At 72.4% G+C, this 18,437-nt stretch carries 16 protein-coding genes; 8 read left to right on the top strand and 8 right to left on the bottom strand.

All coding sequences use genetic code 11. The features are described from left to right. Positions 1 to 822: 822 nt before the first annotated feature. On the top strand, positions 823 to 1,566 hold the full coding sequence (gene cseB / locus ACWD4B_RS31140) for a two-component system response regulator CseB (protein ID WP_451423900.1): 744 nt from the start codon (positions 823 to 825) through the stop codon (positions 1,564 to 1,566). After that, a complete protein-coding gene (locus ACWD4B_RS31135) occupies positions 1,563 to 2,819 on the top strand; it encodes an ATP-binding protein (protein ID WP_451423903.1) in 1,257 nt (418 codons plus the stop codon). The genes cseB and ACWD4B_RS31135 overlap by 4 nt, the downstream gene beginning before the upstream one ends. A gap of 41 nt (positions 2,820 to 2,860) precedes the next feature. Here the strand turns inward: ACWD4B_RS31135 and ACWD4B_RS31130 are convergent, their stop codons facing one another. Continuing rightward, positions 2,861 to 3,097: a hypothetical protein gene (locus ACWD4B_RS31130; protein WP_451423899.1), complete on the bottom strand. Its 237-nt coding sequence runs from the start codon at positions 3,095 to 3,097 to the stop codon at positions 2,861 to 2,863. Between the two features lie 203 nt (positions 3,098 to 3,300). On the opposite strand from ACWD4B_RS31130, the gene ACWD4B_RS31125 reads away from it, so the two are divergent. Beyond that, positions 3,301 to 4,398, top strand: a complete 1,098-nt coding sequence (locus tag ACWD4B_RS31125; protein WP_451423898.1) for a trypsin-like serine peptidase — start codon at positions 3,301 to 3,303, stop codon at positions 4,396 to 4,398. Positions 4,399 to 4,422: 24 nt separating this feature from the next. Here the strand turns inward: ACWD4B_RS31125 and ACWD4B_RS31120 are convergent, their stop codons facing one another. The 4 genes from ACWD4B_RS31120 to ACWD4B_RS31105 all read right to left on the bottom strand — a co-directional run bounded on the left by ACWD4B_RS31120 (position 4,423) and on the right by ACWD4B_RS31105 (position 9,177). After that, positions 4,423 to 5,652: an acyltransferase family protein gene (locus tag ACWD4B_RS31120; RefSeq protein ID WP_451423897.1), complete on the bottom strand. Its 1,230-nt coding sequence runs from the start codon at positions 5,650 to 5,652 to the stop codon at positions 4,423 to 4,425. A gap of 66 nt (positions 5,653 to 5,718) precedes the next feature. Continuing rightward, entirely contained in the window at positions 5,719 to 7,143 is a 1,425-nt protein-coding gene (locus ACWD4B_RS31115) for an MFS transporter (RefSeq protein WP_451423896.1), read from the bottom strand. Between the two features lie 123 nt (positions 7,144 to 7,266). Beyond that, positions 7,267 to 8,352 (bottom strand): DegT/DnrJ/EryC1/StrS family aminotransferase, encoded by a 1,086-nt coding sequence (locus ACWD4B_RS31110; RefSeq protein WP_451423895.1) that lies wholly within the window; start codon positions 8,350 to 8,352, stop codon positions 7,267 to 7,269. A 99-nt stretch (positions 8,353 to 8,451) separates the two neighbouring features. Further along, on the bottom strand, positions 8,452 to 9,177 hold the full coding sequence (locus tag ACWD4B_RS31105) for a metal-dependent hydrolase (protein WP_451423894.1): 726 nt from the start codon (positions 9,175 to 9,177) through the stop codon (positions 8,452 to 8,454). Between the two features lie 278 nt (positions 9,178 to 9,455). Here ACWD4B_RS31105 and ACWD4B_RS31100 point away from each other — a divergent pair, with 278 nt between their 5' ends. The 5 genes from ACWD4B_RS31100 (at position 9,456) to ACWD4B_RS31080 (ending at position 15,651) form a co-directional block, all read left to right on the top strand. Beyond that, on the top strand, positions 9,456 to 10,394 hold the full coding sequence (locus ACWD4B_RS31100) for an acetamidase/formamidase family protein (protein ID WP_451423893.1): 939 nt from the start codon (positions 9,456 to 9,458) through the stop codon (positions 10,392 to 10,394). Between the two features lie 130 nt (positions 10,395 to 10,524). Beyond that, complete coding sequence (locus tag ACWD4B_RS31095) at positions 10,525 to 10,932, top strand: YciI family protein (RefSeq protein ID WP_451423892.1); 408 nt, start codon at positions 10,525 to 10,527, stop codon at positions 10,930 to 10,932. 35 nt (positions 10,933 to 10,967) lie between these two features. Next, a complete protein-coding gene (locus tag ACWD4B_RS31090; protein WP_451423902.1) occupies positions 10,968 to 12,113 on the top strand; it encodes an RNA polymerase sigma factor in 1,146 nt (381 codons plus the stop codon). Between the two features lie 164 nt (positions 12,114 to 12,277). Further along, a complete protein-coding gene (locus ACWD4B_RS31085; RefSeq protein ID WP_451423901.1) occupies positions 12,278 to 13,039 on the top strand; it encodes an ABC transporter ATP-binding protein in 762 nt (253 codons plus the stop codon). 74 nt (positions 13,040 to 13,113) lie between these two features. Then, complete coding sequence (locus ACWD4B_RS31080) at positions 13,114 to 15,651, top strand: ABC transporter permease (RefSeq protein WP_451423891.1); 2,538 nt, start codon at positions 13,114 to 13,116, stop codon at positions 15,649 to 15,651. A 61-nt stretch (positions 15,652 to 15,712) separates the two neighbouring features. Here ACWD4B_RS31080 and ACWD4B_RS31075 read toward each other — a convergent pair whose 3' ends face one another. The 3 genes from ACWD4B_RS31075 to ACWD4B_RS31065 all read right to left on the bottom strand — a co-directional run. Next, positions 15,713 to 16,126 carry a hypothetical protein gene (locus ACWD4B_RS31075; protein WP_451423890.1) on the bottom strand — a complete coding sequence of 138 codons (414 nt, stop codon included), beginning with the start codon at positions 16,124 to 16,126 and terminating at the stop codon, positions 15,713 to 15,715. 250 nt (positions 16,127 to 16,376) lie between these two features. Next, positions 16,377 to 17,051 carry a GntR family transcriptional regulator gene (locus ACWD4B_RS31070; protein WP_451423889.1) on the bottom strand — a complete coding sequence of 225 codons (675 nt, stop codon included), beginning with the start codon at positions 17,049 to 17,051 and terminating at the stop codon, positions 16,377 to 16,379. 45 nt (positions 17,052 to 17,096) lie between these two features. Next, positions 17,097 to 18,437, bottom strand: a 1,341-nt coding sequence (locus ACWD4B_RS31065; protein WP_451423888.1) for an aldehyde dehydrogenase family protein, incomplete at its 5' end; no start/stop codon positions are given.

Here is an 18,437-nt window from a genome sequence, read left to right as displayed (position 1 = left end):
AACACCGACATGATGCTCGCCGCCGCCCGCGCCCTCGCCGACGTCGTCGCCGGGGACGAGCTCAACGCGAACTACATCATCCCCAGCGTCTTCAATGCGAAGGCGACCGAGGCCGTGGCCTCGGCGGTGAAGCGGGCAGCGCTGGCGGCGCACGAGGCGCAGTGAGCGCCCGCCTGCCGGCGGTGCTAGCTTGACGACGGTCACCGACGTGGCCGTAAGGACACGGAAGGCCTCCGGCCGCGGACCGGCATCCGCGCCGGAGGCCTTGACGGAGCTACCGGCCTGCTGTCCCCCGCACCTCGGGGGACAGCGGGCCGACCTCACGGTTCAGAACCTCGTCGAGGCCCCACCCGACGAGGTGGGCGACCAGCCCGCACACGGCGGCCCAGGCCACCCGCCGCGCCGAGCTCCGGACATTCGCCGGAATGACCCATGGCGGACGCTCCCTTGTGTGGCACCCCATCGGCGCCCCCTTCCATCGGGCGCGGCCATTACCGGTGACCGCTCCGGAGGAAGCCCGCCTCGGACTTCCAGGGCGAGAAGCCCGATATCAGGAATCCCTCGTGGAAGGGGGCACACAAGAGGCACCGAAACGAGCATAAACGGATAAAGGTCAATCATCGGTGCAATTCATCTGATTGGCCTAGCGGTCGCTTCCCCACGCTCCGTCAGGAGCGGGCGTGCTGTGTATCGGCCGGGTATCAAGGAACGCTTGATTGTTCATCGAAACCCACCGGGAACCGTGCGCCGGGCCGTGCCGCCCGGTGTGTGCCATATCGTTCCTCGAGGATCGTTCCTTCCCCGAACAGGAGTCACCCGCTCGTGTCCTCGTCCGCCCCGGCTCCGGCCTCTCCACGGCCTGTTCGCGTGCTGCTGGTGGAGGACGACGATCTGATGCGTCGCTCCTTCACCGTCGCCCTGGAGCGCTACGGCTACGAGATGAAGGCCGCGGCCGACGGGCTCACGGGACTCGAACTCTTCCGCGACGAGAACTTCGACCTGCTGGTCCTGGACGTGATGCTGCCCGGTCTGGACGGGATCGGCCTGTGCCGCAGGGTCCGGGAGACCAGCCTGGTGCCCGTGCTGATGATGTCCGCCCGCGGTGACGGGCTCGACGTCGTCGCCGGCCTGGAGGCCGGGGCGGACGACTACGTGGTCAAGCCCGTGGACACGTCCGTGCTCGTGGCACGCATCCGCTCGCTGCTGCGGCGGGCGGCCTATCCGCCCGCCGCAGGGCCCGAGCAGGGCGGCGCGGGCGACACGTCACCGCCGCCCGCCGGGGACGTGCTCGTCTTCGGGGATCTGAGCATCGACACCGGCGGCATGGAGGTCTTCGTCTCCGGGAGCCCGGTGGCGCTGACGCCGACCGAACTGAAGCTGCTGCTGGAATTCGCCGCCCACCCGGGCATCGTGCTGGAGCGGCACACCCTCCTGCGCAACGTCTGGGAGTACGGCTGGGACGGCGACAGCCGGGTCGTGGACCTGTGCGTGCAGCGGCTGCGCAGGAAGCTGGGCCGGGACCGGATCGAGACGGTCCGCGGCTTCGGCTACAAGCTCAGGCGCTGAGACCGGTGCGCCCGTTCCGCCGGCTGCGGCCGGACCGCATCTCCCTGCGCTGGAAGATCGCCGCACTGGCCGCGGCCACGGCGTGCCTGGTCGCCGCGGCGGTGGGCGTGCTGGTGCACCTGTGGACCGCGCAGGAGATCCGTTTCCGGGCCGAGGCGCAAGCATTCAACAGCGTGTACGCGGCCATGGACGTCTACCGGCGCACCGGAACGTTGACGGACGGTGCCGAGCTCGACCCTGCGGAGCTGCCCGCCGCACTGCGGCACCCGGCCGACGACGACCGGCACACGGCCTACGACGGGCGCGTCAACGCGAATCTGGGGCCGAGCTTCTGGGCCGCCCAGCGGGTCGGCGGACCGGGCAGCCGGGTGCTGGCCGTCCGGGTCAACATGAGCACGGAGCTCCACACCCTGCGCCAGCTCGACGCGACCATGGCAGTGGCCTCGCTGGTCGTCCTCGCGGCGGCCACGCCCCTGGCGGCCTACGGGGCCGGGCTGCTCGGCCGCCGGCTGCGGCGGGTCTCCGAGACCGCGGGGCGGATCTCCGCCGGGGATCTCGATGCCCGGACCGGTCCCACCAAGGGGCGCGACGAGGTGGCCGACATCGCCGCCACCGTCGACCTCATGGCCGACAGCCTCGGCCGACGGCTGCACACCGAGCGCCAGTTCACCGCGGACGTGGCCCATGAGCTGCGCACCCCCGTCGGGGGCCTGCTGGCCGCCGTCGACCTGCTGCCGCCCGGCGAGACGGAGGATCTGCTCCGGGCCCGGGTGCGCGATCTGCGCGGCCTGGTCGAGGACCTGCTGGAGATCTCCCGCCTGGATGCCGGCGCCGAACAGCCGGTCCGCGCCCATGTCCCGCTCGGCGCGGTCGTCTCGGAGGCCGTGGCGCGCACCGGCTTCGACGCCGAGGTCATTGTCGCCGCTGCGGAGCAGACCGTGGAGACCGACCCGCGCCGCCTCGAACGCATCGTCGGCAACCTCGTCGTCAACGCCCACCGGCACGGGGCGGCCCCGGTGCAGGTCACCGTGGAGGGCCGGACGCTCGTCGTGCGCGACCACGGCCCCGGCTTCCCCTCGGACCTGCTGTCGAACGGCCCGCGCCGCTTCCACACCGGAGCGAGGGAACGCGGCTCGGGCCACGGCCTGGGCCTGACCATCGCCCTGGGCCAGGCCCGGCTCCTGGGCGCCGAACTGCACCTGGGCAACGCCCCGGACGGCGGCGCCGTCGCCACCTTGCGCCTGCCGCACTGAGAGGCGTCGTGTGACGACAGGGTCCGGTGCCGGCCGCCGGGTCAGTCGTCCTTGCCCGTGGCGTGCCGCATGTTCTCGTCGGACTGCCGGATCCGTTCCGGAGTCCAATGCTCCTCGACCTCCTTCGGATTTCCGGTGGAGTCGTGCACCACGGCCGTCTCGGGGCGGGACGGCGGCCCGGGGGCCGCGTCCCGGTCGGGCCACAGGGCCGCGGTGATGGCCAGACCGAGCGCCACCGCGCCCGCCGCCACGAGCGTCGCCTTCGCCTTCCGGGACATCGGGATCACCAGCTTCCTGCACAGTGTGTGCCTGTCGTCAAGGTAGCAACTCCCCCGGACACGGCTCCGGTTGGCAGCCCCACCGCTCCAGCCATGCGCACAGTTCCAGCCAATGCTGCCCGAACCCGTCCTTCCCCTCCGCCCGCCTGGTCTACTCGCACGCGTCTTCGTGCTTCGAGCACACGATGCAAAGGGGGAACGGGGTGAAGACGCGATTCATGGCGTCCCGGCCGTCCGGCCGGGCCCGGACGGTCACGGCCGTCGCCGGAGTGCTGATGCTCGGTCTGAGCGTCCCGGCGGGCGCGGCCCAGGCGGACGAGACCGCAAAGCCGATGGATGCGAACACGGCTGCCACGGCCGTGCAGCACAGTTCGACGGGGGATCCTTCGCAGGCTCCTTCGCGGGTGGCCGCTCACTGGACGCCCGAACGGATCAGAGCGGCCCGGCCGGTGGCCGCGCCGGCACCGGAGGGACGCGCGGTGGCACCGCAGACGCAAAGACTCCCCGCCCGTACGGGCCAGGGGTCGGCGCCGGTGGCAGGCGTCGCCAAGGAGGCCGGGGAAGCGGCGGACGCGGCGAGAACGCTCGCCGACGTCTCCCGCTCCGAGGTATGGACCGCCCACGGCAGCATGCCGGCCACCACCGTCGGCAAACTCTACTTCGACACGCCCAAGGGCGGGAGCCAGTGCACCGCCTCGGTCGTCAACTCGCCCAACAAAAGCCTGATATGGACGGCCGGACACTGCGCCAGTGACGGCAACGGCCACTGGTACAGCAACTGGCGGTTCGTCCCGGACTACCACAACGGCCAGGAGCCGCTCGGCTCGTGGACATGGAAGTCGGTGACCACCCCGAAGGGCTACCTCAACGGCGGGAACAGGGACTACGACCTCGCCGTGCTCACCCTCTGGCCGCAGAACGGCCGCAAGGTGGCCGACGTGACCGGCTCCCAGGGGTACAGGTTCAACTCCGGCTACACCTGGCACGCCCATGAGTTCGGCTACCCGTTCGACACCCACCCGGCCCGCTCCGGCATCACCGGCCAGGACCTGCGCTACTGCACGGGCACGACCTGGCGGCCGGGCTTCTGGCCGTTCCAGCCCGACCAGGAGTCCATCCACTGCGACCAGGGCCACGGCGCCAGCGGCGGCCCCTGGCTGGACGACCTCCAACTGTCGCGCGGCTGGGGCTATTTGATCGGCAACGTCAGCCACCACGACAGCGAGAGCTCCGACGAGGAGCGCAGCCCGCACCTGGGTGACGCGGCCGTGAAGGCCTACGACGCCGAGAAGAACCACTAGCGACGCACGCCGCCCGCAGCCCCCTTACGCATTCGCCGTCGCAGGAGTCGAGCGCGCCGGCGGGGTACCGCTGCCGGGTACCGGTGTGTGAGAACTGTCGGCAGCGGGCGGCGTGGGCCGGTCCGGCTCAGTGGGGGTGGGATTGAGGGCGGCCGTGAGGTGGCGGCGGAGCAGACGGCCGAGTTTGCGGTCGACCAGGCGGTTCAGCGCGGCGGCCAGCAGCAGGGAGAAGAGGAGCCCGAGGGCGATCGACGGAAGCAGGCCGAGGCCGGGGACGCTCTTGAGGATGCCGCGGGTGACGGGTATGCCCAGGCTTTGGTGGACCAGGTAGAAGGGGTAGGTCAGGGCGCCCGCGTAGACGAGGGCTCGCCATTGGAGGTGGCGCAGCGGGCCGGGGCCGGCCAGGGCGAGCAGTACGAGGAAGCCGGTGAGGACGGCCGCGCTGACCGGCCAGTTGGAGCCGGCGTGTGTGGCGACGCGGTCGTCCAGGACGGTCAGGGTGTAGCACCAGGCGAAGCCGGCCAGGAGCCACAGGAGCAGGTTGGGTGCGAAGCGGTGCATCAGGTGGAGTGCGATACCGGCCACGAAGAGCCCGGCGTATTGGCTCAGCAGGAACTCGTCCAGGACGGTGGAGTGCAGTTCGCGGCCGATGGACGCCAGGACGAGCCAGAGGAACCCGAAGGCCACGACGCGCCGGTAGGTCAGGCCGATCAGCAGCAGCACGCCCATGAGCAGGTAGAAGCGGGCTTCCACCCAGAGCGTCCAGGCGACGCCGGCGGTGAAATCCAGGCCTAGCGGGCTGGGAATCATCGTCAGGTTGCCGAGGGTGGTGCGCAGGTCCGTGGGCGCCCCTGACCGCTGTCCGGCGAGCACCGCGACGGTACCCACGGCGACGACGATCAGAACGACGGCCCAGTACAGCGGGAAGAGCCGGGCGATACGGGAGACGGAGAACTGCGCCGGGGTGCTGCCCCAGCAGCTCATGCAGATGACGAAGCCGCTGATCAGGAAGAACGCCTCGACTCCGAGCCAGCCGTAGCCGCTGACCGCGTGAATCAGGGGTGCCGCCTGCGGCAGGTCGTAGGTTTCGCCCCAGAAACGGGGGGTCGGGGTGCCCAGGTAGTGGTAGGCCGCCACGGCTGCCGCTGCGACCAGCCGCAGCCCGTCGACTGCGGCCAGACGCCCGCCCGGAGTGGAGGGGCGGGACGGCAGACGCCTGATGGCTCGAATGGGAAGGCTGTTCCTGATGAGCATGGCGCCACTATACATAGTGTGTATACATGGAGTTTATAGATCGGTTCGGCCGACGATCGGTGCCTTTCAGCCCCGCGCCCTGGTGGGCAGGTCGGCCTCGACCGCGGGCTCCGCCCGGGGCCGGCCCGCGGCCACCGCTCCCACCAGCAGGACCACCGCCCCGCAGACCGCCACCACCCACCAGCCCGGCCGGAAGGCCGCCGCCCGGCCCGCTCCCGAGCGCAGCGCCTGGGCGTAGACCGCGCCGATCACCGCCACCCCGAGCGCCTGCCCGATCTGCCGGCTGGTCGAGGCCACCGCCGCCGCCACACCCGCCCGGGCGCGCGGCATCCCCGACACCGCCGCGTTCGTCACCGGCACGTTGACCAGCCCGAAGCCGATCCCGAACAGGACGAACCCGGCGAACAGCGAGACCGCCCCTGCATGCACCGGCCGCAGCGCCGAGAGCAGCCCGCAGGCCAGCACCGCCGTACCGGAGAGCAGCAGCGGAATGCGCGGCCCCCGGCTGCCCACCAGCCGCCCCGACACCGGCGGGAGGATGATCGTCATCACCGCCATCGGCAGCATGTACACGCCGGTGCGCAGGGCGGAGAAGCCGCGCGCGTCCTGGAGATAGAGCGCGGTGAGGAAGAGGAAGCCGCCCAGCGCCGCGAAGGCGCCGATCGCCGCGACCACCGCCCCGGCGAACTGCGGCTCACGGAACAGCCGCGGGTCGATCAGCGGCTCCGGGTGCCGGGCCTCGTACCGGACCAGCAGCACCAGCGCGGCGACCGCCACCGCCGCGCACCCCAGGATCCCCGGCGAGGTCGCCCCGGCGGTCGGGGCCTCGATGATGGCGTAGACCAGCGTCCCGAGCAGCGCGATCACCAGCAGCTGGCCCACCGGGTCCACCCGGCGCGGGCGCTCCGCCCGGGACTCCGGCACGAACCGCGCGGCCAGCAGGAGCGCGGAGATCCCGATCGGCACGTTGATATAGAAGATCGACCGCCAGCCCGCGGTGTCCACCAGCAGCCCGCCGATCGCCGGCCCGGCCGCCATGCTCACCCCCTGCACCGTGCTCCACACCCCGATCGCCCGGGCCCGGTCCCGCTGCTGGGTGAAGACATTGGTGATGATGGACATCGCCACCGGGTTGAGCATCGAGCCGCCGACCGCCTGCACGATCCGGAAGACCACCAGCCAGGCCTGGTCCGGAGCGGCGGCGCAGAGCAGCGAACCGGCGGTGAACAGGCCGAGGCCGATCCGGAAGACCCGACGGCGGCCGAACCGGTCGGCCAGCGAGCCGGACAGCATCAGCAGTGCGGCCAGCACGATCAGATAGGCGTCGATGGTCCACTGCAGGGACGGCACGGAGGCGTGCAAGTCCCGCTTCATGTCCGGCAGGGCGACGTTGAGGACGGTGTTGTCCAGGCTGACCATCAGCAGGCTGCAGCAGCAGATGCCCAGTATCAGGTAGCGGCGGTGGGGAGCGGACGGGGTCGGGGTGGACACGCGGCGGCCTCCGGGGCGCGGTGCGGGCAGGCCGGGCGGGCGGGTCTCCTTCCGGTGCGTTCGAATCCGGTGGGGAGGCCGGGGCAGGGGGCGGCGGCCCGGCGTTCCGCCGCCCCCTGCCGGCTATGGGCGGCCGTAGAACTCCGCGACCAGTCCGGCGACATGCTCCGCCTCGGCCACGCTCTGCGGAAGCGGGATCTCCAGGCTGCGGGCGGCCGCGTCCTCGGCGTTCGGGAAGTCGCCCCGGGCGTGGCCGAGTTCACGGAAGCCCGGCTGGAGGTGGATCGGCACCGGCCACCAGGGCCGGGCCTTGACGGTACGGCTGTTCAGCTGGCGGGCCAGCTCGTCCCGTTGCTCGGCCAGCACCACCAGGCGGGTGACCTCCTGCCGGCCGGCCGGGACGGTCAGCTCGGTGACGCCCGCCGAGGCCAGCGCGTCCAGGAAGGCCTTGCCGGCCAGGGCCCGCTGCCGGGCCTCGGCGGCCCGGAACTCCAGCTTGTGCAGCAGGATCGCGGCGTGCAGCGTATCCATGTGGAAGTTGCCCGCGGTGATCCCGGTGAAGACCTCCGAGCAGCCGGTCTCGCGGCGGATCTCGCGCAGCCGGCTCGCGGTGGCGTCGTCGTCGGTGAGGATCAGGCCGGCGTCGCCGTACGCCCCGAGCGAGGTCTTCTCCCGCAGGTCGGCAGTGCCGATCGTGCCGAAGGTGCCGACCCGCTTGCCGTCGATGGCGGCGCCCAGCGAGTAGCTGGCCACCTCCATGATCGGGGTGCCGCCGGCGGCCTCCAGGATCGCCGGCATGTCGGCGGCGGCGCCGAACAGATGGTGCACGACGACGGCCTGGACCTCGCGGGCCGCGCCGTGCACCCCGTCCGCGGCCAGGTGCACATCGCCCGGAGCGACGTCGGCGAGCTTGACGGTGGCGGCGCGGCGCAGCACCGCCCCGGCGAAGCTGGCCGGGGAGAAGGCGCTGACCAGCACCGTGTCACCGGCCAGCGGCCCGATGCCGAGGGCCAGCAGGGACAACAGGTGCGCACCGAAGCCGGAGTTGCAGCCCACGGCGTGCCGGATGCCGAATTCCTTGGCCAGATGGCCTTCGAGCAGCTCGACCTCGGGGCCGAGCACGTAGTTGGCGTGCTTGAGGACGTCCTCGCCTCCGCGGCGAATCGCGTAGAGCTCGCGCTCCGCCTGGTCAACGGCGAAGGTTCCCATGGTGTTCCTCTTTCTCGTTCTCGGATCGCTCTCTGTCGGGGCGGATCTGAGGGGCTGAGGGGCTGAGGTAGGGGGAGCGGTGGACCGAACGGCCGGCCGTCAGATGGTCTGCCCGGGACGCGCCTCGACGACGGTGACGTCCGGGGCCACCAGCGCGCGCAGCTGGTGCGGGCGGCCGGTGTGCATCTCGCGGGTGCCGTAGTGCTGCGGCACCACGGTCTTCACCCCGAGCAGTTCCACGGCCTTCGCGGCGCGCCGCGGGCCCATGGTGTAGAAGTCGCCGATCGGGATGAACGCCACGTCCGGCGCCTCCAGTTCGCGGATCAGCGCCATGTCGCCGAAGACGTCGGTGTCGCCGGAGAAGTAGGCGCGGAAGCCGTTCTCGAAGGTGATCACATACCCGACCGGGTTGCCGGTGTAGGTCCCGTCGGGGGTGGAGGAGGAGTGCTCGGCGTGGACCATGGTGAAGGTGATCCCGTGCCGCTGCACGGTGCCGCCCTTGTTGAACCCGACGACGGAGTCCTCGTCCACGCCTTGTCTCACCAGCCACTTGCCCAGCTCCATCGGGCAGAGCACGGTGGGCCGGTGCGCGGTGGCGAGGTCCACGGCGTCGCTGACGTGGTCCACATGGCCGTGGGTGATGGCCATCAGATCGATCCGGTCGATGGTCTTGACGTGCTCGGGCGCGGCCGGATTCCCGGCCACCCAGGGGTCGATCAGCAGCCGCTTTCCGGTCGCGGTGCGGATCAGCCAGGTTCCGTGACCGATCCAGGTGAAGGCGAGTTCGTCATTGATCCGGTACTGCGGTGTCGGTGTGGTGTCCAACGCGTCTGCACACCTCCGGCTCGTAGGGAGCGCACCCGGGCCACGACGTCATTCTTCAACAAACTGTTGATCTCGGGTGCGGGACCAACCCTCGCATCCGCCTCAACGGTGCGTCAACGATCGGTAAAGCCCGATGCACGGATGGCCGAAACCCGTACCCGGTGCGTCCATCTTCCGCCCACGGCACCGCCGTTGACACCTCTTGGGCCGCTGCCTACGTTGCAACCCGCGCAAGTTCAACAAACAGTTGACGTTCTTGGCCTGGCGAAAGGTCTCGCATGCCCGCGGTCCACCACCTCTCCCCCGAACCCGGAACCGTGCACGGCCAGTTCGACCGCTCCCTCCCGCCGGTACTGGAGATCGATCCCGGAGACACGGTCATCTTCCGTACTCTGGACGGCAGTTGGGGGGAGAACGGAGAGCGCCTGTTCGACATCCCGGGGTTCACACCCCGGCCGAAGACCTGGATCGGGCACGCCCTGTGCGGCCCGGTGCGCATCCGCGGGGCGCGCCCGGGGAACGTCCTGGAGGTCGGGATCAACACCGTCCGGCCGGGCGGTTGGGGGTGGACCGCGGCCGGCCCGCGCGAGCAGCGGCTGCGCCGCGGGCTCAGCGCCGAGCGCGAGGTGCTGATCGGCTGGCGGCTCGACCCTGACGCCGGGCTGGCCCGCGACGCGCACGGACTGGGGCTCACCCTCCCGCTGCGCCCCTTCATGGGAGTACTGGGCAATGCCCCGGCCGCGCCCGGCCCGCACGAGACCCGCCACCCGCGCCGGGTGGGCGGCAACCTGGACTGCCGGGAGCTGGTCCCCGGCTCCCGGCTGCGGCTGCCGGTCGAGGTGGACGGAGCGCTCTTCTCGGTCGGCGACGGCCACGCGGTGCAGGGCGACGGCGAGTTGGCCTCCACCGCGCTGGAATGCCCGATGGACGAGGTCTCGCTGACCTTCCGGCTGCTCCCCGGCCCGGCCCCGGCCCGCCCGCAGGCCGGCACCCCGGCGGGCGAGATCTTCCTCGGCTTGGGCCAGGAGCTGAACGAGGCCGTCCAGGACGCCGCCGACCAGGCGGTGGACTTCCTGGCCCGGCGGCTCGGCATCGGCACCCCGGAGGCGATCGTGGTCGCCGGCCTCGCCGTCCAGCTCCGGGTCACCCAGGTCGCCAACGGCACGGTCGGCGCTCATGCGCTGATCACCCCGGACATCCTGGCCCACCTGGGCTGACCGCCCGGCGGGAGACTCGTTCACGAGAGCCCGAAAAAAGTCGGTCGGCGATGTCGAGAACCCGTGCCCGGCTCCGTCCCAGGGGTGAACGCGGCCACAATGGGTCGCACCAGCACCGAGGAGAACCACCATGGCGAAGTACCTGCTGCTGAAGCACTACCGCGGCGCCCCGGCCCCGGTCAACAACGTGCCGATGGACCAGTGGACGCCCGAGGAGGTCTCGGCCCACGTGCAGTTCATGCACGATTTCGCGGCCCAGCTGGAGAAGACCGGCGAGTTCGTCGACGGTCAGGCGCTCGCTCCCGAGGGGGCGTGGGTCCGCTACGACGGTGAGGGGCGCCCGCCGGTCACCGACGGCCCGTTCGCCGAGACCAAGGACCTCATCGCCGGCTTCATGGTGATCGACGTCGACAGCTACGAGCGCGCCGTCGAGCTGGCCGGGGAGCTGTCGGCCGCGCCGGGGGCGGGTGGGAAGCCGATCCACGAGTGGCTGGAGGTGCGCCCGTTCCTGGCCGCGCCGCCCACCATCACGGAGTGACGTCTCAGGTGTCTCCGATGTCTCCGGTGTCTCCGGTGGACGAGGTCCTGCTCAGGAGCCTCACGCCGGGCGTGCTCGCCGTCCTCGTCCGCCGCGGAGCCGACTTCGCGGCGGCCGAGGACGCCGTCCAGGACGCGCTGGTCGAGGCGCTCCGGGTCTGGCCGGCCGACCGGCCGCGGGATCCCAAGGGCTGGCTGGTCACCGTGGCCTGGCGCAAGTTCCTCGACGCGACGCGCGCCGATGCCGCCCGGCGCCGGCGTGAGGACCGCGTCGAGGAGGAGCCGGCGCCCGGGCCGGCGCCCGCGGTGGACGACACGCTCCAGCTCTACTTCCTGTGCTCGCACCCGTCGCTGACACCGGCGTCCGCGGTCGCGCTCACGCTGCGCGCCGTCGGCGGGCTGACCACCCGCCAGATCGCCCAGGCCTACCTGGTGCCCGAGGCGACGATGGCGCAGCGGATCAGCCGGGCCAAGCGCACCGTGGCCGGCGTGCGCTTCGACCGGCCCGGCGATGTCGCCACCGTGCTGCGCGTCCTCTACCTGGTCTTCAACGAGGGCTACTCCGGCGATGTCGACCTCGCCGCCGAGGCCATCCGGCTCACCCGGCAGCTCGCGGCCGCCGTCGACCACCCCGAGGTGGCGGGACTGCTCGCCCTCATGCTGCTCCACCACGCCCGGCGTGCCGCCCGGACCGCGTCCGACGGCAGCCTGGTGCCGCTCGCCGAGCAGGACCGCGGCCGGTGGGACACCGCGTTGATCGCCGAGGGCGTCGGGATCCTCCAGGCGGCCCTCGCCCGCGACCGGCTGGGCGAGTTCCAGGCCCAGGCCGCCATCGCGGCCCTCCACGCCGACGCGCCCACCGCCGAGGAGACCGACTGGGTACAGATCGTCGAGTGGTACGACGAGCTCACGCGCCTGACCGACAGCCCGGTCGTCCGGCTCAACCGCGCGGTCGCCGTCGGGGAGGCCGACGGACCGCGTGCCGGCCTGGCGGCGCTCGCCGAGCTGGACGCCGCAATGCCCCGCCACACCGCGGTGGCGGCGTACCTCCACGAGCGCGTCGGCGACCTGGCGACGGCGGCACGGCTGTACGCCGAGGCGGCCCACAAGGCACCCAACCTCGCCGAGCGCGACCACCTGACGCGCCAGGCCGCCCGGCTCAACGCCCGCCGATGCCGCTGACGGGTCGCGCTCGGATTGATCGTCCGACTGCTGCACAGCGGCGCGCAGCCCGATACACGGCGGCTACCCGGCGGCCGGGGTCCCGATACATTCCCCCGACATCCTCCGACGTGCACCTTCCCGCACTCGAAGAGGAGTCCCCCGTGACCACCACACCCGGTGACCTGCTCGCGCTGCACCCGGCGACCGGGATCGCGGCCGCCACCACCGACCTGTCGAAGGTCTACGGCAGCGGCGAGACCCGTGTCGTCGCCCTGGACCGGGTCGGCATCTCCTTCCGGGAAGGCGAGTTCACCGCGATCATGGGCCCCTCCGGCTGCGGCAAGTCCACCCTGATGCACTGCGTCGCCGGGCTCGACTCGTTCGACTCGGGGTCCGTGCGCATCGGCACCACGGAACTGGGCTCGCTCGACGACCGGCAGCTCACCGCGCTGCGCCGGGACCGGATCGGCTTCGTCTTCCAGGCGTTCAACCTGCTGCCGACGCTGACCGCGCTGGAGAACATCACGCTGCCGATGACCATCGCGGGCCGCCGGCCCGACCCGCAGTGGCTGGACCACGTGGTCTCCATGGTCGGCCTCTCCGGGCGCCTCGGTCACCGGCCCGGGCAGCTGTCCGGCGGTCAGCAGCAGCGCGTCGCGGTGGCCCGCGCCCTGGTCGCCCGCCCCGCGATCGTCTTCGGCGACGAGCCGACGGGAAACCTCGACTCGCGTGCCGGGGCCGAGGTCCTGGGCTTCCTGCGCGACTCGGTGCGCGAGATGGGCCAGACCGTGGTCATGGTCACCCACGACCCGGTCGCCGCCGGCTACGCGGACCGCGTGGTCTTCCTCGCCGACGGCCGCCTGGTCGACGAGATGGTGCACCCGACCCCTGACCGGGTCCTGGACCTCATGAAGTCTTTTGACACCCGCTCGCGCACCAGCTGACCGCCGTCGCACCCGCACCGACCCAGCCGCCTGCTCGCGTCCGCCGAGCCCGCCTCCCAGGATCCGCCACCGTCATGTTCCGCACCGCCCTGCGCAACGTCCTTGCGTACAAGGCCCGCCTGTTGATGACCGCGCTCGCGGTCGTGCTCGGCGTCGCCTTCCTCTCCGGCAGTCTCGTCTTCGGCGACAGCCTGTCCCAGGCGGCCGCCGCCAAGGCGACCGACGGCTACACGCGCATCGCCGTCAGCGTCTCCCCCGATGCCCCGCCCGGCGGCGAGGCCCGGCAGGCCGGCATCGACGCCCGCACGGCCACCGCCCTGGCCGAGGTGCCCGGTGTCGCCGTCGCCGCGGGCCGGGTCGACGGCTTCGCCGCCGTCGCCGACCGCGACGGCGGGCTGATCGGCCACGGCTCGTCCCACCAGGGCGGCAACTTCGCCCCGGGAGCGGACGGCACGGACCCCGCCTACCGCTTCGTCCAGGGCTCCGGCCCGGCCCAGGACGGCGCGGTCGCCCTCGACGAGAACACCGCCGAGCAGGGTGGCTACCGCACCGGTGACACCGTCCGCATCGCCACCGGCAAGGGCGCCGCCACGTACACCCTCAGCGGGGTGTTCCGCACCGACGGCACCCGGCTCCCTTCCGGCGGCAGCCTCGTGCTGTTCACCGGCTCCACTGCCCAGCAACTCTTCCTCGAACCGGCCACGTTCCGCAGCATCGAGCTCACGGCCACTCCCGGCACCTCCCCGCAGCAGCTCCTCGAGCGCGTCCAGCCGCAGCTGCCCAAGGGCACGAGCGCCGTCACCGGGGCCCGGCTCGCCCAGATCCAGAAGAACCTCGCCACCAGCGACAGCGACACCATGAGCCAGATCCTGCTCGGCTTCTCCGCGGTCGCCCTGTTCGTCGCCGCCTTCCTCATCTCCAACACCTTCTCCATGCTGGTCGGCCGCCGCACCAGGGAGCTGGCCCTCCTGCGGGCCGTCGGCGCCTCGCGCAAGCAGGTGCGCGGCATCCTGCTGGCCGAGTCCGTCCTGATCGGCGCGGGCGCCTCCGTGGTCGGCCTCGCCGTCGGCACCGCGGTCGCCGCCCTGCTGCGGGCCTTCCTCGCCTCCGCCGACTCCCCTTCGGGACCGCTGGTCGTCTCCCCGGTCACCGTGATCGGCTCTCTCCTCGCCGGAACCGTCCTGACCGTGGTCGCCGCGTGGCTGCCGGTCCGCCGGGCCATGGCCATCCCGCCCGTCGCCGCGCTGGGCACCGCCGAGCCCGCGGCACCCGCGCGCGCCGGCTCCCTGCGCACCGGTCTCGGCGCCGCGCTCGCGCTGACCGGCACGGCCGCCGTCGGGTACGGGGCCCTCGCCGGAGGGAAGGATGCCCGGACCGTCATCGGCCTCGGTGCGGCCCTCGCCCTGACCGGCGCGATCGTCCTCATCCCGCTGCTGTCCCGGCCGTTCGTCGCCCTGCTCCAGCCGCTGCTCACCCGCCTCCAGCCGGTGCACGGCACCCTCGCCGCCCGCAACACCGTGCGCGACCCGCGCCGCACCGGCGCCACCGCCGCGGCCCTCGCCATCGCCCTCACCCTCGCCTCGGGCCTCTCCGTCCTCGGGGCCTCCGCCACCCGGTACCTCGACCGCGCGACCACGCACGACTTCACCGCCGGCTACCTGGTCAAGGCCGCCTCCGGCATGCAACTCACCCCCGGCACGGCGGCGGACCTCGCGAAGAAGCTGCCCCGCTCCGCGGTCAGCCCGCTCAACCAGTCCACCCAGTACCGCCTGGCGGGCAGCAGCTCCGTCCTGACCGGCGTCGACCCCGCGGCGATCGGCCGGCTGCTGCGCTACGACGTCATCGCAGGTTCGCTCGACAGCCTCGCCCAAGGCCGGATCGCCGTCGCCGACTTCAAGGCCGAGGAGGCGGGCTGGCACCTCGGCCAGACCCTCCCCCTGCAGCGTCTCGACGGCCGGCACGGCAGCGTCACCATCGGTGCCATCTACCGGGCGGACCCGCAGAGCAACCTGATGCCCAGCATCACCGCGCCCGACTCCCTCGTCGCCCGCTACGACCGCGCCCCGACCACCGCCGCGATCCTCGTCGCCACGGACGGCGGCCCCGGCCAGGCCGCGCGCCGCTCGGTCGTCCACGCCCTCGGCGACAACCCGGCCCTGGCCGTCCTCGACCGGGAGGGCGTCAAGGCCGAGTACAGCGGGGGCATCGGCGGCCAGCTCGACGTCTTCTACGCCCTGTTGGGCATGGCCCTGGTGATCGCCGCCCTCGGCATCGCCAACACCCTCGCGATGTCCGTCCTCGAGCGCCGCAAGGAGCTCGGCACCCTGCGCGCCCTCGGCCTCGACCGCGCCGGAGTGACCCGCATGGTCCGCCTGGAGGCCCTCCTCGTCGGCGCGCTCGGCGCGACCGTCGGCACCGTCCTGGGCATCTTCCTCGGCTGGGCGCTCGGCCGCACCCTCCAAGAGAGCGTCGAGGGCTACGCGTTGGTCATTCCGTGGGGGCGGCTCGCTCTCGGCATCCTGATCGCCCTCGCAGGGGCGCTGCTCGCCTCGCTGTGGCCCGCCCGCAGGGCCGCCCGCGTCGACATTCCGGCTGCGACGTCGGCGCAGTAGGACTCCCGACAACAGCCATCGGCCGGGCACCGGAAGCGGTGCCCGGCCGATGCGGTGTGTCCTACGACCAGCTGCCGCCCCAGACGGCGCGGGTCCCGGCGGGGCAGGTCAGCCGGAAGTCCCACTGTCCCGAGAAGGTCTCGGGGAACAGGTGGCGGCCGTCCGTGCAGTCCACGTACACGTGGTACGAGGTGCCGTTGCACGTCATGAAGAAGTTGCGGCCGCCATCGATCCGGCCGTTCCAGCAGGTCGCGGCCAGATCACGCTCGGCGGAGCTCGATGCGCGCTGAACCGGGGTGTTGGGCGAGACCGGCGTCATGCCGGCCGTGCTGTTCTTGCTCTGCCCATCGGTGCTGACCGCCTGGGCTTCGGCGGTGTTGGGGGCCACCGGGTCGGCGCCGGCCGGTGCTGCGAAGCCGGCGACCGCCGTGATGGCGACCGCTGCGGCAACTGCGGCGTTCCTCAGGAACGTCACGTTCTCCTCCGAGTGATGGATGTTGAGGCAGGTACGAGGTTGTTCTCGACCTTTCGCCGCCATCGTGGACGATTTCTGCCCTAGGAGGAGTTGGTGACGTTTTGGGGAGCGCACGGGAAGAAACGTCACCAACTGGGCATGTGTGACAGTCCGGTTGTGACGCGCTCCCGCGAACGTGTGGTCAGCACTGATCAGTTGCCCCTCCGGGCGAGGTACACGACCCGCCCCCGGAGGGGTCCCCGCCCCCGCGCTACGACGCCTCGTCGCTCTTGGCCCACAGGGAGCGGACGTGTCCCAGGTGGCGGGCCATGCACTTCTCCGCCTTCTTCGCGTCACCCGTCAGCATCAGGTCGAGGAGCTCCAGGTGCTCCTCGGCCGAGGGGATCAGCTCGCCATTCTCGTCCAGGCCGGTGAGCCCGTACAGGCGGGAGCGCTTGCGGAGGTCGCTGACGGTCTCGACGAGCCGTTCGTTGCCGGAGAGGGCCAGCAGGGAGAGGTGGAACCGGCGGTCGGCCTCCAGGTAGCCGATGAGGTCGTGCTCGCGGGCGGCGCGGACGATCTCCTCGGCGACCGGGCGCAGTGCTTCGAGCTGTTCGCGGGTGGCGGTGCGGGTGACCCGGCCGACCATGGGGATCTCGATCAGGGCGCGGATCTCGGTGTACTGGTCGAGGTCGCGCTCGTTGACCTCGGTGACGCGGAAGCCCTTGTTCCGGACCGGCTCGACCAGGCCCTCCCGGACCAGGTCGAGCATGGCCTCGCGCACGGGGGTGGCCGAGATGCCGAAGTCCTCGGCGAGGCCGGGCGCCGAGTAGATCTGGCCCGGGCGCAGTTCACCGGATATCAGGGCGGCCCGCAGGGCGTGGGCGACCTGGTCGCGCAGCCGCTCCCGATTGGCGTTCAGGTCGCGCTGTTTCAGATGCCCCATGGCGATGTGATCCCTTCGGCCGCAGCGGGTGATCACTGTACAATGTCACGTTGTTCCTGCAGGTGACAGGGTGTAGGTGCGGCTGGAGGCGTAGAACTCCAGGGCGGCGCGGCCCTGTTCGCGGGGGCCGTGGCCGGAGGACTTGGTGCCGCCGAAGGGCAGGTGGAAGTCGACGCCGGTGGTCGGGGCGTTGATGCGGATCATCCCGGTGTCGAGGCGGTCGAGCCCGTGCAGCGCGGCGTCCAGGTCCGCGGTGTGGACCGAGGTGACCAGGCCGTACGGAACGGAGTTGCCGATCCGCACCGCTTCGGCCAGGTCGTCGGCGGGCAGCAGGGCCGCGACGGGCCCGAAGACCTCTTCGTGCAGCAGCCGGTGGCCGGGCGGCACCTTCTCCACCAGGACCGGGGCCGCGTACCAGCCCGGGCCGTCCGGTACGGAGCCGCCGGCCAGGACGACCGCCCCGTCCCAGGCCGCCTCGACGTGGTCGCGGGCCCGTTCGCCGATGAGCGGTCCGCACACGGTGGCCGCATCGGCCGGGTCCCCGACGGGGACCGCCCGCAGTGCTTCGGCGAGCGCCTCGCGCAGCGGCGCGAGGGCCGTGCCGACCGCGACGACGCGGCCGGTGGCGGTGCACTTCTGGCCCGCGTACCCGGCGACTGCGGCGGCGATGTGCGCGGCGGCCTGCGCGATGTCGGCGTCGGGCAGGACGATTGCGGCGTTGAGGCCGCCCATCTCGGCCTGCGCCGGGATGCCGCGGGCCGTGGCCCGCGCCGCCACGGCCCGGCCGACGGCCGTCGAGCCGGTGAAGGAGACGACGTCGGCGGCGGAGACCAGGGCATTGCCCTCGGCGGCACCGCCGGGCAGCACGGTGAACACGTCTTCGGGCACGGCCTGTTGCACGATGGCGGCCAGCCTCAGGGCGCAGGCGGTGGCCTCGGGGGCGGGTTTGAGCACGACCGTGTTGCCCGCGGCGAGTGCGGGGGCGGTCTTCCAGCTGGGGATGGCGAAGGGGAAGTTCCAGGGGGTGACGAGCCCGGCGACCCCGTGCGGGCGGCGGCGGGTCAGCAGCAGTCCGGCGCCCGCGGCGGTCTCGTGGACGGCACCGGCGGGTTCGTAGGGGGCCTGGGCGTAGTAGCGCCAGATCGCGGCGGTACGGGCGACTTCGGCGCGGGCCTCGGCGATCGGCTTGCCCACCTCGCGCACGGCCAGCGCGGCCAGTTCGTCCGCGGCGGCCTCGATGCCGGCGGCCACCGCGGTGAGTGCGGCCGAGCGGGCGGCCGCGCCGGCCGCCGGCCAGCCGGGCTGGGCGGCGCGGGCCCGCGCGACGGTCTCGAAGCCGCACGCCTGCAGGTCCGCGTCGACCGACTCCCGCGTGGAGAAGTGGGC

Source organism: Streptomyces sp. NPDC002536 (genome assembly GCF_053594995.1).
This window is presented reverse-complemented; position numbering and strand designations above follow the sequence as displayed.